This is a genomic window from Rhodanobacter sp. B04 (assembly GCF_002001125.1).
Classification (GTDB): Bacteria; Pseudomonadota; Gammaproteobacteria; order Xanthomonadales; family Rhodanobacteraceae; genus Rhodanobacter.
Window position 1 is genome coordinate 105138 of record NZ_MUNV01000026.1, and the last position, 15212, is coordinate 120349.

At 63.3% G+C, this 15212-nt stretch carries 9 protein-coding genes; all 9 read left to right on the forward strand.

Features of this window, described 5'->3' with window-relative positions; genetic code table 11:
- The first annotated feature begins 2 nt into the window (after positions 1-2).
- The 9 genes from rplA to tuf all read left to right on the forward strand — a co-directional run bounded on the left by rplA (position 3) and on the right by tuf (position 15111).
- Positions 3-710, forward strand: coding sequence for a 50S ribosomal protein L1 (rplA, locus tag B0E46_RS15125; RefSeq protein ID WP_077556588.1), 708 nt, complete (start codon positions 3-5; stop codon positions 708-710).
- A 347-nt stretch (positions 711-1057) separates the two neighbouring features.
- A complete protein-coding gene (gene rplJ / locus B0E46_RS15130) occupies positions 1058-1591 on the forward strand; it encodes a 50S ribosomal protein L10 (RefSeq protein ID WP_077556589.1) in 534 nt (177 codons plus the stop codon).
- 47 nt (positions 1592-1638) lie between these two features.
- Complete coding sequence (rplL, locus tag B0E46_RS15135; protein ID WP_077556590.1) at positions 1639-2007, forward strand: 50S ribosomal protein L7/L12; 369 nt, start codon at positions 1639-1641, stop codon at positions 2005-2007.
- Between the two features lie 234 nt (positions 2008-2241).
- On the forward strand, positions 2242-6405 hold the full coding sequence (gene rpoB / locus B0E46_RS15140) for a DNA-directed RNA polymerase subunit beta (RefSeq protein WP_174567096.1): 4164 nt from the start codon (positions 2242-2244) through the stop codon (positions 6403-6405).
- Between the two features lie 26 nt (positions 6406-6431).
- Positions 6432-10646: a DNA-directed RNA polymerase subunit beta' gene (gene rpoC, locus B0E46_RS15145; RefSeq protein ID WP_077556591.1), complete on the forward strand. Its 4215-nt coding sequence runs from the start codon at positions 6432-6434 to the stop codon at positions 10644-10646.
- 177 nt (positions 10647-10823) lie between these two features.
- Positions 10824-11198, forward strand: coding sequence for a 30S ribosomal protein S12 (gene rpsL / locus B0E46_RS15150; protein WP_077442331.1), 375 nt, complete (start codon positions 10824-10826; stop codon positions 11196-11198).
- A gap of 12 nt (positions 11199-11210) precedes the next feature.
- A complete protein-coding gene (gene rpsG, locus B0E46_RS15155) occupies positions 11211-11678 on the forward strand; it encodes a 30S ribosomal protein S7 (protein ID WP_007514548.1) in 468 nt (155 codons plus the stop codon).
- Between the two features lie 75 nt (positions 11679-11753).
- Positions 11754-13871, forward strand: coding sequence for an elongation factor G (gene fusA, locus B0E46_RS15160; RefSeq protein WP_077556592.1), 2118 nt, complete (start codon positions 11754-11756; stop codon positions 13869-13871).
- Between the two features lie 49 nt (positions 13872-13920).
- Entirely contained in the window at positions 13921-15111 is a 1191-nt protein-coding gene (tuf, locus tag B0E46_RS15165) for an elongation factor Tu (RefSeq protein ID WP_077556586.1), read from the forward strand.
- Positions 15112-15212: the final 101 nt, after the last annotated feature.

The window sequence follows — 15212 nt, forward strand, 5'->3', positions numbered from 1 at the left end:
ACATGGCAAAGCTCACGAAGCGTATGAAGTCGGCTCAGGCCGCAGTGCAGCCGGGCAAGTTCTATGGCCTGGAAGAGGCGCTGAAGATCGTCAAGGACAACGCCACGGCGAAGTTCGCCGAGTCGGTGGACGTGGCCGTGCGCCTTGGCATCGACGCGAAGAAGTCCGACCAGGGTGTGCGTGGTTCCTCGCTGCTGCCGCACGGTACCGGCAAGACTGTCAAGGTCGCCGTGTTCTGCCCGCCGGGCGAGAAGGCCGAGGCCGCCAAGGCCGCCGGTGCCGACGCGGTCGGCATGGACGACCTGGCCGAGCGCATGCAGGCCGGTGATCTCGACTTCGGTCGCGTGATCGCCACGCCGGACGCGATGCGCGTGGTCGGCAAGCTCGGCCAGCTGCTTGGCCCGCGCGGCCTGATGCCGAACCCGAAGGACGGCTCGGTCACCGCCGACGTCGCCACCGCGGTGAAGAATGCCAAGGCCGGCCAGGTGAAGTTCCGCAACGACAAGGCGGGCATCATCCACGCCACCATCGGCAAGGCCAGCTTCGAGGCGTCCCAGCTCGCGGACAACCTCAACACGCTGATCGCCGACCTGCTGAAGGCCAAGCCGTCCACGGCGAAGGGTCAGTTCCTGCAGAAGGTTGCCCTGTCCAGCACGATGGGCGTCGGCGTTGCCGTCGATACCTCGTCGCTGAACACCGCAGCCAAGTAAGACTCAAGTCCCGCAGCGGCGGTTTCGCCGATGCGGGCAAGTTTTTGAAGGCAGCCCCGGCCGCGCAGGCCGGAGCAGCCGTCAAAGACCGCAGGCGCGATCAGCGCGCGATGACGACGGGCAGGACGCTCGCACTGGCATGGAATCGCCGTCGTCGCCAGCGGGACCGCTTAATCGGGTTACTTGTGAATCCGGCCTGCGCAGATGGTGCTGCCCGATCTGGAATTGTTCGATCTGTTCTGGAAAGGCCAACACCCGGGGCACCTCGTGTCCTCGACGTCAAGGAGGGCGTCGCCCAGGACCGCAAGCGGCAGGAGCCGTAAGCGGAGTTCATTTGGAGGAGTGCAATGGCTCTAAATCTGTCTCAGAAGCATGAAGTAGTCGCCGAACTGGCAGAAGTTGCCGCGAAGGCTCACTCCTTGATTGCTGTCGAGTACGCGGGCACCACGGTCGAGCAGATGACCGCGATGCGCAAGAAGGCCCGTGAAACCAATGTGTACTTGCGAGTCGTCAAGAACACGCTGGCGTCGCGCGCCGTGGCCGGTACCGAGTTCGAGGTCGTCAAGGACGCCCTGGTCGGTCCGCTGCTGTACGCATTCTCGATGGAAGAGCCCGGCGCTGCCGGGCGTCTGATCAAGGAATTCGCCAAGGGCAACGACAAGCTGAAGGCGAAAATCGTCTCGGTGGAAGGCAAGTTGCTGCCGGCTGCGCACGTCGACGTGCTGGCCTCGCTGCCGACCCGCGAACAGGCGCTGGCCATGCTGGCCCGTCTGCTGGCCGAACCGGCATCGATGTTTGCCCGCGCCGTCAAGGCCGTGGCCGACAAGCAGGGTGGTGGCGAAGTCGCCGCCGAAGCCCCGGCCGAAGTCGAGCCCGCCTAAGTTCGCCGTCTACTTACTAAATCGAATCAACCCCAGAGGTAAATCAAATGTCCCTGTCCAACGAACAAATCGTTGAAGCCGTAGCCGCCAAGTCGCTGATGGAAGTGATGGATCTGGTCAAGGCCATCGAAGAGAAGTTTGGCGTGTCCGCCGCCGCTCCGGTCGCCGTCGCTGGTCCGGCGGCGGCGGCCCCGGTTGCCGAAGCGCAGACCGAGTTCGACGTGATCCTGAAGAACGCCGGCGCCAAGAAGGTCGACGTGATCAAGGCTGTCCGCGCCATCACCGGCCTGGGCCTGAAGGAAGCCAAGGACCTCACCGAGGCCGGCGGCGTCCTGAAGGAAGCCGTGTCGAAGGAAGACGCCGACAAGTTCAAGAAGGAACTCGAAGCTGCCGGCGCCACGGTCGAACTGAAGTAATTGGCGCCTTGCGCGTCGTCAGTTTGATCTAGCGTCAAGCAAGCCTGGGGGCGTGAGCCCCCGGGCTTTGCCTGCTTAGGCGTGAAAGAGTTGAGTGGCGAGGGGAATGGAGAATGCGGAATCGCCAGACGATTCCACATTCTCGATTCCCAGATCCACGGATTTGTGAACACCTGATTTTTCATTCAGCCGGTGTGTGCACCACCGGCGTCACTGCGAACCGAGGCGCTACCGATCATGGCCTACTCGTTTACCGAGAAGAAACGCATCCGCAAGGATTTTGGCAAGCGCCCGCCTGTACTGGGCGTGCCGAACCTGCTGACCATCCAGACTGATTCCTACCGGGAGTTTCTGCAGGAGCATGTCGCGCCCAAACAGCGCGGCGAAAAGGGTTTGCATGCGGCACTGAAGTCGGTATTCCCGATCACCAGCTATTCGGGCAATGCCGCACTCGAATATGTCGACTACCGTCTCGGCGAGCCGGCGTTCGACGAACGCGAATGCCGCAACCGCGGCATGACCTACGGTGCGCCGCTGCGCACCACGGTGCGCCTGGTCATCTATGACAAGGACAGCCCGGCCTCGAAGAAGGTGGTCAAGTACATCAAGGAGCAGGAGGTCTACATGGGCGAGATTCCGCTCATGACCGACACCGGCACCTTCATCATCAACGGCACCGAGCGCGTGATCGTCTCGCAGCTGCATCGTTCGCCGGGCGTGTTCTTCGACCACGACCGCGGCAAGACGCACAGCTCGGGCAAGCTGCTGTTCTCCGCCCGCGTGATTCCTTACCGTGGTTCGTGGCTCGACTTCGAGTTCGATCCGAAGGACGCGCTGTTCACCCGCATCGACCGTCGCCGCAAGCTGCCGGTGACCGTGCTGCTGCGCGCGCTCGGCTACAACAACGAGGAGATGCTGGGCATCTTCTTCGAACACAACGTGTTCCACCTGGGCAAGAAGGGTGGCACCACGCTGGAGCTCGTCGCCGAGCGTCTGCGCGGCGAAACGCTGAGCTTCGACCTGGCGATCGGCGGGAAGGTGCTGGTGGAAGCCGGCAAGCGCATCACCGCGCGTCACGTGCGGCAGCTGGCGGCCGAGAACATCACCGCGCTGGAAGTGCCGGACGACTACCCGGTCGGCCGCATCCTCGCCATCGACATCGTCGACAGCAAGACCGGTGAGTTGCTGGCTTCGGCCAATGACGAGATCACCGCCGAGCAGCTGGAGAATTTCCGCAAGGCCGGTATCGAGACCGTGCCGACGCTGTACGTCAACGACCTCGATCGCGGCGCCTACATCTCGCACACCCTGCGCATCGACAACACCAAGACGCCGCTGGAGGCGCTGGTGGAAATCTATCGCATGATGCGTCCGGGCGAGCCGCCGACCAAGGACGCTGCGCAGAACCTGTTCTTCAACCTGTTCTTCACCTTCGACCGCTACGACCTGTCGGCCGTGGGCCGGATGAAGTTCAATCGCCGCGTCGGCCGCAAGGACATCCTTGGCCCGGGCGTGCTGTACGACCACAAGTACTTCAGCGAGCGCAAGGAAGAGGAATCGCAGCGGCTGGTCAAGGAGCAGGGCGAGACGTCCGACATCCTCGACGTGCTGAAGGTGCTGATCGACATCAAGAACGGTCATGGCACCGTCGACGACATCGATCACCTCGGCAACCGTCGCGTGCGTTCGGTCGGCGAAATGGCCGAGAACACCTTCCGCATCGGTCTGGTGCGCGTCGAGCGTGCCGTGCGCGAGCGCCTGTCGCTGGCCGAGGCCGATGGCCTGACCCCGCAGGACCTGATCAATGCCAAGCCGGTGGCGGCGGCGGTGAAGGAGTTCTTCGGCTCCTCCCAGCTGTCCCAGTTCATGGATCAGAACAACCCGCTGTCGGAAGTCACCCACAAGCGCCGTGTTTCGGCTCTTGGGCCGGGCGGCCTGACCCGCGAACGCGCCGGCTTCGAAGTGCGCGACGTGCATCCGACCCATTACGGCCGCGTCTGCACCATCGAAACGCCGGAAGGCCCGAACATCGGCCTGATCAACTCGCTCGCCGTGTACGCGCGCACCAACACCTACGGCTTCCTGGAGACGCCGTACCGCAAGGTCGCGCACGGCAAGGTGACCGACAAGGTCGATTACCTGTCGGCGATCGAGGAAGGCGACCATGTGATCGCGCAGGCGAACTCACCGCTCGACAAGCACGGCGGCTTCATCGAGGACTTCGTGTCCTGCCGTTTCCGTGGCGAGTCCGAGCTGCGTCCGTCCAGCGAAGTCGACTACATGGATGTCTCGCCGATGCAGACCGTGTCGGTCGCCGCGGCGCTGGTGCCGTTCCTCGAGCACGACGATGCGAACCGCGCCCTGATGGGTGCGAACATGCAGCGCCAGGCCGTGCCGACCCTGCGTTCGCAGACTCCGCTGGTGGGTACCGGCATCGAGCGCGCGGTGGCGCGTGACTCCGGCGTCATCGTCTCCGCCAAGCGCGGCGGCGTGATCGACCAGGTCGATGCTGCGCGCATCGTGGTGCGCGTGAACGAGGAAGAGGTCGGCGACAACGACGCCGGCGTCGACATCTATACCCTGACCAAGTACACCCGTTCCAACCAGAACACCAACCTCAACCAGCGTCCGCTGGTGAACGTCGGTGACGTGGTGGCGAAGGGCGACACGCTGGCCGACGGTTCGTCGACCGATCTGGGCGAGCTCGCGCTTGGCCAGAACATGCTGATCGCGTTCATGCCGTGGAACGGCTACAACTTCGAAGACTCGATCCTGCTGTCCGAGCGCGTCGTGCAGGAAGACCGCTACACCTCGATCCACATCGAGGAGCTGTCCTGCATCGCGCGCGACACCAAGCTGGGCGCCGAGGAAATCACCGCCGACATCCCGAACGTGGGCGAGCAGGCGCTCGCGCGCCTAGACGAGTCGGGCATCGTCTACATCGGTGCCGAGGTGAAGGCCGGCGACATCATGGTCGGCAAGGTCACGCCGAAGGGCGAGAGCCAGCTCACGCCGGAAGAGAAGCTGCTGCGTGCGATCTTCGGCGAGAAGGCGTCCGACGTGAAGGACAGCTCGTTGCGCGTGCCGCCGGGCATGGACGGCACCGTCATCGACGTGCAGGTGTTCACCCGCGACGGCATCGAGAAGGACAAGCGTGCCAAGCAGATCGAGGAAACCGAGGTCAAGCGGATCCGCAAGGATCTGGACGACCAGTTCCGCATCCTCGAAGGCGCGATCTACAGCCGCATGCGCACCCAGCTGCTCGGCAAGTCCGCGATGAGCGGCCCGGGCGGCCTGAAGCGTGGCACCGAGATCACCGATGCCTACCTCGACGGCCTGAAGAAGGACGACTGGTTCAAGATCAACGTCAAGGACGAGGAAGTCACCGAGTTCCTCGAGCGCGCGGCCGATCAGGTCAAGCGCCACAAGGAGGAGTTCGACAAGCGCTTCAAGGAGAAGCAGGGCAAGATCACCCAGGGCGACGATCTGGCACCGGGCGTGCTGAAGATGGTCAAGGTGTTCCTGGCCGTGAAGCGCCGCATCCAGCCGGGCGACAAGATGGCCGGCCGTCACGGCAACAAGGGCGTGGTGTCCAACGTGGTACCGGTGGAAGACATGCCGTACTCCGCCGATGGCGTGCCGGTCGATATCGTGCTGAACCCGCTGGGCGTGCCTTCGCGCATGAACATCGGCCAGATTCTGGAAGTCCATCTGGGCTGGGCCGCCAAGGGCCTGGGCAAGAAGATCCAGAAGATGCTCGAAGCGCAGGAGAAGGTCGCCAAGATCCGCGAGTTCCTCGACCAGATCTACAACACCCATGTGGCCGGTGCCGTGCAGCATGTGGATCTCAAGTCGCTTACCGACAAGGAGATCTTCACGCTCGCCACCAACCTGCAGGAAGGCGTGCCGATGGCGACGCCGGTGTTCGATGGTGCCGAGGAAACCGAGATCAAGGCGATGCTGAAGCTGGCGGATCTGCCCGAGTCCGGTCAGACCACGCTGTTCGACGGCCGCACCGGCGAAGCGTTCGATCGCCCGGTCACCGTCGGCTACATGCATTACCTCAAGCTCAACCATCTGGTCGACGACAAGATGCATGCGCGTTCCACCGGCCCCTACTCGCTGGTCACCCAGCAGCCGCTGGGCGGCAAGGCGCAGTTCGGCGGCCAGCGGTTCGGCGAGATGGAAGTGTGGGCGCTGGAAGCCTACGGCGCGGCCTACACCCTGCAGGAAATGCTGACGGTGAAGTCCGATGACGTGCTGGGCCGCAACCAGATGTACAAGAACATCGTCGACGGTAACCACGAGATGTCCGCAGGCATGCCGGAATCCTTCAACGTGCTGGTGAAGGAAATCCGCTCGCTTGCCATCGACATCGACCTGGAAGAGATCAAGTGACCCGCGCAGTCACAGGAGCCTAAGCAATGAAAGATCTGCTCAACCTGTTCAATCAGCAGCGCGCGACGCCGGATTTCGACGCGATCAAGATCGCGCTGGCCTCGCCGGAGCTGATCCGCTCGTGGTCGTACGGCGAAGTGAAGAAGCCGGAAACCATCAACTACCGCACCTTCAAGCCGGAGCGTGACGGGCTGTTCTGCGCCGCGATCTTTGGACCGGTGAAGGACTACGAGTGCCTGTGCGGCAAGTACAAGCGCATGAAGCATCGCGGGGTGGTCTGCGAGAAGTGCGGCACGGAAGTGACGCTGGCCAAGGTGCGTCGCGAGCGCATGGGCCACATCGAGCTGGCCAGCCCGACCGCGCATATCTGGTTCCTCAAGTCGCTGCCCTCGCGCATCGGCCTGATGCTGGACATGACCCTGCGTGACATCGAGCGCATCCTGTACTTCGAAGCCTTCGTGGTGATCGATCCAGGCATGACCGCGCTCGAGCGCGGGCAGCTGCTCAGCGAGGACCAGTACCTGGAAGCGACCGAAGAGCACGGTGACGAGTTCGATGCCCGCATGGGCGCCGAGGCCGTCTACGAGCTGCTGAAGTCGCTCGACCTGCCGGGCGAAGTGATCCGCCTGAAGGAGGAGATCACCTCGACCAACTCCGAGACCAAGCTCAAGCGCCTCACCAAGCGCGTCAAGCTGATCGAGGCGTTCCTGGAATCCGGCAACAAGCCGGAGTGGATGGTGCTGACCGTTCTTCCCGTGCTGCCGCCGGACCTGCGTCCGCTGGTGCCGCTGGATGGTGGCCGTTTCGCCACCTCCGACCTGAACGATCTGTACCGGCGCGTGATCAACCGCAACAACCGCCTGAAGCGTCTGCTCGAGCTCAATGCGCCCGACATCATCGTGCGCAACGAGAAGCGCATGCTGCAGGAATCGGTCGATGCGCTGCTCGACAACGGTCGTCGTGGTCGTGCCATCACCGGCACCAACAAGCGCGCGCTGAAGTCGCTCGCCGACATGATCAAGGGCAAGCAGGGCCGCTTCCGCCAGAACCTGCTCGGCAAGCGCGTGGATTACTCCGGTCGTTCGGTGATCGTGGTCGGTCCGACCCTGCGCCTGCACCAGTGCGGTCTGCCGAAGAAGATGGCGCTGGAGCTGTTCAAGCCGTTCATCTTCGCCAAGCTGCAGGCGCGTGGCGAAGCCACCACCATCAAGGCGGCGAAGAAGCTGGTCGAGCGCGAGGAAGGCCAGGTGTGGGACATCCTCGAAGAGGTGATCCGCGAGCATCCGGTGCTGCTGAACCGTGCCCCGACCCTGCATCGTCTCGGCATCCAGGCGTTCGAGCCGAAGCTGATCGAAGGCAAGGCGATCCAGCTGCATCCGCTCGTCTGTACGGCGTTCAACGCCGACTTCGACGGCGATCAGATGGCCGTCCACGTGCCGCTGTCGATCGAGGCGCAGCTGGAAGCGCGCACGCTGATGATGTCTTCCAACAACATCCTCAGCCCGGCCAACGGCGAGCCGATCATCGTGCCGACCCAGGACGTGGTGCTGGGCCTGTATTACATGACCCGCGAGCTGATCAACGTCAAGGGTTCCGGCATGGTGTTCTCCGGCATCGCCGAAGCGCGTCGTGCCTACGACAATCGTGCGGTCGAACTGCATGCCAAGGTCAAGGTGCGCCTGAAGCTGGTGCACGTGGCCGAGGACGGCACCCGCACGCACGAGACCAAGATCGTCGACACCACGGTCGGCCGCGCCCTGCTGGCGGAAATCCTGCCGGAAGGCCTGCCGTTCGAGCTGGCCAACACCGAGCTGACCAAGAAGGCGATCTCGCGCCTGATCAACTCCAGCTACCGTTTGCTGGGCTTGAAGGAAACGGTGATCTTCGCCGACAAGCTGATGTACACCGGTTACCGTTTCGCCACGCGTGCCGGCATCTCGATCGGTATCGACGACATGCTGATTCCGGCCGAGAAGAAGCCCATCCTCGAGGAAGCCGAGAAGGAAGTCGTCGAGATCCAGCAGCAATACCAGTCGGGCCTGGTCACTGCCGGCGAACGCTACAACAAGGTGGTCGACATCTGGTCGCGTACCAGCGAGCTGGTGGCGAAAGCCATGATCGACGGCATCGGCACCGAGAAGGTGATGGATGCCGACGGCAAGATGGTCAACCAGAAGTCGATGAACTCGCTGTACATCATGGCCGACTCCGGCGCCCGTGGTTCCGTGGCGCAGATTCGTCAGCTGGCCGGCATGCGCGGCCTGATGGCACGTCCGGACGGCTCGATCATCGAGACGCCCATCAAGGCCAACTTCCGCGAAGGCCTGAACGTGCTGCAGTACTTCAACTCCACCCACGGTGCTCGTAAGGGCCTGGCGGATACGGCGTTGAAGACCGCGAACTCGGGTTACCTGACCCGCCGCCTGGTCGACGTGGCGCAGGACGTGGTCATCACCATGGACGACTGCGGTACCGAGGAAGGCGTGATCATGCAGCCGATCGTCGAAGGCGGCGATGTGGTCGAGCCGTTGCGCGAGCGCGTGCTGGGCCGCGTGGTGGTCGAGGACGTCTATGCCCCTGGCGACGACGACCAGCCGATCGTCACCCGCGATACGTTGCTCAACGAGGCCCTGGTCGAGAAGCTCGACAAGGCCGGCGTGCAGATACTCAAGGTGCGTTCGCCGATCACCTGCGTCGCCGAACACGGCGTGTGCAAGCTCTGCTACGGCCGCGATCTGGCCCGCGGCCACCTGGTCAACATGGGCGAGGCCGTGGGCGTGGTCGCCGCGCAGTCGATCGGTGAGCCGGGTACCCAGCTGACCATGCGTACGTTCCACATCGGCGGTGCGGCTTCGCGTGCGGCGGCCGTGGACAACGTGACGGTGAAGACCACCGGTTCGCTGAAGTTCAACAACCTGAAGTCGGTGCAGCACAAGCAAGGCCATCTGGTGGCGGTGTCGCGTTCGGGCGAAGTCAGCGTGATCGATACCAACGGTCGCGAGCGCGAGCGCTACAAGGTGCCGTACGGCGCCAACATCTCGGTCAAGGACGGTGCGCCGGTCAAGCCGGGTCAGACCGTCGCCAGCTGGGATCCGCATACCCATCCGATCGTCACCGAAGTGGCCGGCGTGGTGCGCTTCATCGACTTCCTCGATGGCGTCACCGTGCAGAGCCAGACCGACGAACTGACCGGCCTGGAGTCGGCGGTGGTCACCGATCCGAAGCGTCGCGGTACGCAGGCGAAGGACCTGCGCCCGATCGTGCGCCTGGAGGACAGCAAGGGGCGCGAGCTCAAGCTGCCGGGTACCGACATCGCCGCGCAGTACTTCCTGCCGGCCGGTGCGATCGTGTCGATCCAGAATGGCGCCGAAGTGGGCGTGGGCGACGTGGTGGCCCGTATCCCGCAGGAAACCTCGAAGACCCGCGACATCACCGGCGGTTTGCCGCGCGTGGCCGACCTGTTCGAGGCGCGCAAGCCGAAGGAGCCGGCGATCCTTGCCGAGCGCTCCGGCATCATCAGCTTCGGCAAGGACACCAAGGGCAAGCAGCGTCTGATCATCAAGGACGTCGACGGCAACGAGCACGAGGAGCTGATTCCGAAGTGGCGTCAGGTCATCGTGTTCGAAGGCGAGCACGTGGAGAAGGGCGAAACCGTCGTCGACGGCGAGCCGAGTCCGCATGACATCCTGCGCCTGCTGGGCGTTGAGCCGCTGGCTTCGTACCTGGTCAAGGAAATTCAGGACGTCTACCGCCTGCAGGGCGTGAAGATCAACGACAAGCACATCGAGTCGATCATTCGCCAGATGCTGCGCAAGGTCGAGATCGTCGAGCCGGGCGAAAGTCACTACCTGCGTGGTGAGCAGGTCGAGCGCGTGCGGATCAACCGCGAGAACGATCGTGCGGTGGCCAAGGGCGAGCGTCCGGCGGAGTACCAGTCGGTGCTGCTGGGCATCACCAAGGCGTCGCTGGCCACCGAGTCGTTCATCTCGGCGGCTTCGTTCCAGGAAACCACCCGCGTCCTCACCGAAGCGGCGGTTCGTGGCACGCGCGATGGCTTGCGTGGCCTGAAGGAAAATGTTATTGTCGGCCGTCTAATTCCGGCAGGCACGGGTTTGGCGTACCACGCATCGCGTCGTCGCCAGGGTGGTTTGACCGCCTCGGAGCTGGAGACTCTTTCCAGCGCCGCGCCCGCAGTCTCGTTTGCCGAGGCGTCGGCCGGTAGTGATAACGGTGTCGAGTAAGCCTGTTCAAGGCTTCACTCGCTGACATACGAAATGAGGTGCATGGACGCACCTCGTGTTCGGGCCCAGGACGGCAGAGCGTCAGCTTGCCTATGGCAGGCTGCTCATGTTAAATTCCCGCTTCTTGGCAGACCGAGCTTATTCGGGCTGCCTTTATGTTTTCAGGAACAGCTTCGCATGACGACAGTCAACCAATTGGTGCGCAAATCCCGCAGCCCGAAGACGTACAAGAGTGCGTCGCCGGCCTTGCAGAGCAGTCCGCAGCGTCGCGGTGTCTGCACGCGCGTATACACGACCACCCCGAAGAAGCCGAACTCGGCGTTGCGCAAGGTTGCCAAGGTGCGCCTGACCAACGGCTACGAGATCATCAGCTACATCGGTGGTGAAGGCCACAACCTGCAGGAGCACTCGGTGGTGCTGATCCGCGGCGGTCGCGTCAAGGATCTGCCCGGTGTGCGTTACCACACGGTGCGCGGCAGCCTCGACTGCGCTGGCGTCACCAAGCGTCGTCAATCGCGCTCGAAGTACGGCGCCAAGCGCCCGAAGAAGTAAAGGACTCGAAACATGTCGCGTAAAGGTTCACATCCCGCCCGTCTGGTTCTGCCCGATCCCAAGCATGGCAGCCAGCTGATTGCCCGTTTCATCAACATGGTGATGAAGAGCGGCAAGAAATCCGTCGCCGAGAGCATCGTCTACGGTGCATTGCAGCACATCGGTGAAAAGAATGCCGAGCCGGTGGCTCTGGTCGAAAAGGCGCTCAACAACATCGCTCCGGCGGTCGAGGTGAAGTCGCGCCGTGTCGGTGGCGCCACCTACCAGGTGCCGGTCGAAGTGCGTCCGGGTCGCCGCATGGCGCTGGCGATGCGCTGGGTCATCGATGCCGCCCGCAAGCGTGGCGAGACCTCGATGCCGCGCAAGCTGGCTGCCGAGTTGCTTGAGGCTTCGGAAAGCCGCGGCGGTGCTGCGAAGAAGCGCGAAGAGACGCATCGCATGGCAGAAGCCAACAAGGCCTTCTCGCACTATCGCTGGTAAGCATCGTCCGCAACGGGCGGTTTGAATCTCAGATTCCCCTCGTTGCGAGCAACAAACTTTTTAGAGGTTATCCACGTGGCACGCACCACTCCTATCGAGCGCTACCGCAACTTCGGCATCATGGCCCACATCGATGCCGGCAAGACCACGACCACGGAGCGCATCCTGTTCTACACCGGTGTCAGTCACAAGATTGGCGAGGTGCACGACGGCGCGGCCACGATGGACTGGATGGAGCAGGAGCAGGAGCGCGGCATCACCATTACGTCGGCGGCAACGACGGCGTTCTGGAAAGGCATGGACGGCTCGATGGAGCAGCATCGCTTCAACATCATCGACACCCCGGGACACGTCGACTTCACGATCGAAGTCGAGCGTTCGCTGCGCGTGCTCGATGGTGCGGTGTTCGTGTTGTGTGCGGTCGGTGGCGTGCAGCCGCAATCCGAGACGGTGTGGCGTCAGGCCAACAAGTACAAGGTGCCGCGTCTGGCCTTCGTCAACAAGATGGATCGCACCGGCGCCAACTTCGACAAGGTCGTCGCCCAGCTGAAGGCGCGCCTCGGCGCGCATCCGGTGCCGATGCAGGTGCCGATCGGTGCCGAGGAAGGCTTCGAGGGCGTGGTCGATCTGCTCAAGATGAAGGCGATCATCTGGGACATGGAGTCCCAGGGCATGAAGTTCGAATACCGGGATATTCCGGCGGACCTGGCCGACAAGGCTGCCGAAGCGCATGCCTTCATGGTGGAGTCCGCCGCCGAAGCCACCGAAGACTTGATGAACAAGTACCTCGAAGAGGGTGACCTCAGCGAGGCCGAGATCATCGCCGGTCTCCGCCTGCGTACGCTTGCCAACGAAGTCATTCCGACCTTCTGCGGTACGGCATTCAAGAACAAGGGCGTTCAGGCGATGCTCGACGCGGTGGTGCAGTTGCTGCCGTCGCCGTCCGATCGCCCGCCGGTCGCGGGTATCGACGAAGACGACAACGAAGCCACGCGCAAGGCCGACGACGCGGCGCCGTTCTCCGCGCTCGCGTTCAAGATCATGACCGATCCGTTCGTCGGTTCGCTGACGTTCTTCCGCGTCTACTCGGGCACGCTGAATTCCGGCGACGCCGTCTACAACCCGGTCAAGAGCAAGAAAGAGCGCATCGGCCGCATCCTGCAGATGCACGCGAACGAGCGTCAGGAACTGAAGGAGGTCCGCGCCGGCGACATCGCCGCCGCGGTCGGCCTGAAGGACGTGACCACCGGTGACACGCTGTGCGCGCAGGATCACATCATCACCCTGGAGCGCATGACGTTCCCGGAGCCGGTGATCTCGATGGCGGTCGAACCGAAGACCAAGTCGGACCAGGAAAAGATGGGTATCGCCCTCGGCCGTCTGGCCGCGGAAGATCCCTCGTTCCGCGTACGCACGGACGAAGAATCGGGCCAGACCATCATCTCGGGCATGGGCGAGCTGCACCTGGACATCCTGGTGGATCGCATGCGCCGCGAGTTCAACGTCGAGGCCAATGTCGGCAAGCCGCAGGTGGCTTACCGCGAGACGATCCGTTCGTCGGACGTCAAGTCGGATTACAAGCACGCCAAGCAGTCCGGTGGCAAGGGTCAGTACGGTCACGTCGTGATCGAGCTGTCGCCGATGACCGAGGCCGATCGTGCGGATCCGAACGTGAAGGACGACTTCCTTTTCATCAACGACATCACCGGTGGCGTGATTCCGAAGGAATTCATCCCGTCGGTCGAAAAGGGTCTGCGCGAGACCATCACCAGCGGCCCGCTGGCCGGGTTCCCGGTCGTGGGCGTGAAGGTGAAGCTCGTGTTCGGCTCCTACCACGACGTCGACTCGTCCGAAATGGCGTTCAAGCTCGCCGCATCGATGGCATTCAAGCAGGGCTTCGCAAAGGCCTCGCCGGTACTGCTCGAGCCGATCATGAAGGTCGAGGTGGTGACGCCGGAAGACTACGTCGGCGACGTGATGGGCGACATGAGCCGCCGTCGTGGATTGCTTCAGGGCCAGGACGACACGCCGTCGGGCAAGACCATCGATGCGATGGTGCCGCTGGGTGAAATGTTCGGCTACGCGACGACGATCCGCTCGCTGACCCAGGGTCGCGCCACGTTCACGATGGAATTCGATCACTACGCCGAAGCGCCGAACAATGTCGCCGAGCAGGTCATGAAGAAGGCCTGATAAGGCCGACTTTCCAACATATACCGTTCTTTTCTAGAGGTTCAGAGTCATGGCAAAGGGTAAATTCGAACGCACCAAGCCGCACGTCAACGTCGGCACGATTGGTCACGTGGATCACGGCAAGACGACGCTGACGGCAGCGCTGACGAAGGTCGGTGCGGAGCGTTTTGGTGGCGAGTTCAAGGATTACAGCGCGATCGACGCGGCGCCGGAAGAGAAGGCGCGCGGCATCACGATCTCGACCGCCCACGTGGAATACGAGTCGCCGGTGCGCCATTACGCGCACGTGGACTGCCCGGGCCATGCCGACTATGTGAAGAACATGATCACGGGTGCGGCGCAGATGGACGGCGCGATCCTGGTGTGCTCGGCCGCGGACGGCCCGATGCCGCAGACGCGCGAGCACATCCTGCTGAGCCGTCAGGTGGGCGTGCCGTACATCGTGGTGTACCTGAACAAGGCGGACCTGGTGGACGACGCCGAGCTGCTCGAGCTGGTCGAGATGGAAGTGCGCGAGCTGCTGTCCAAGTACGACTTCCCGGGCGACGACACCCCGATGATCCACGGTTCGGCCCGCCTGGCGCTGGAAGGCGACCAGAGCGAGATCGGCGTGCCGTCGATCATCAAGCTGGTCGATGCGCTGGACAGCTACATCCCGGAGCCGGTGCGCACGATCGACAAGCCGTTCCTGATGCCGGTGGAAGACGTGTTCTCGATCTCGGGCCGCGGCACCGTGGTGACCGGTCGTATCGAGCGCGGCATCATCAAGGTCGGCGACGAAATCGAAGTGGTCGGCATCCGCGACACGCAGAAGACCACGGTCACCGGCGTGGAAATGTTCCGCAAGCTGCTGGACCAGGGTCAGGCGGGCGACAACGCCGGTCTGCTGCTGCGCGGCCTGAAGCGTGACGACGTGGAGCGTGGGCAGGTGCTGGCCAAGCCGGGCACGATCACCCCGCATACCGACTTCGAGGCTGAGGTGTATGTGCTGTCGAAGGACGAGGGTGGCCGTCATACGCCGTTCTTCAAGGGTTACCGTCCGCAGTTCTACTTCCGCACGACGGACGTGACGGGTGCCTGCACGCTGCCGGAAGGCGTGGAGATGGTGATGCCGGGCGACAACGTGAAGATGGTGGTGAGCCTGATCCACCCGATCGCGATGGACGAAGGCCTGCGTTTCGCCATTCGCGAAGGCGGCCGTACCGTCGGCGCCGGTGTCGTGGCCAAGGTCATCAAGTAAGCGGTAATGTGGAAGCCGCCCGTGCAACGGGCGGTTTCCTGCAAGGCTTGTTCTGCGGTTGCAGATAGGCTATAGTTGCCAAGTTAACTCACCGGGCAATC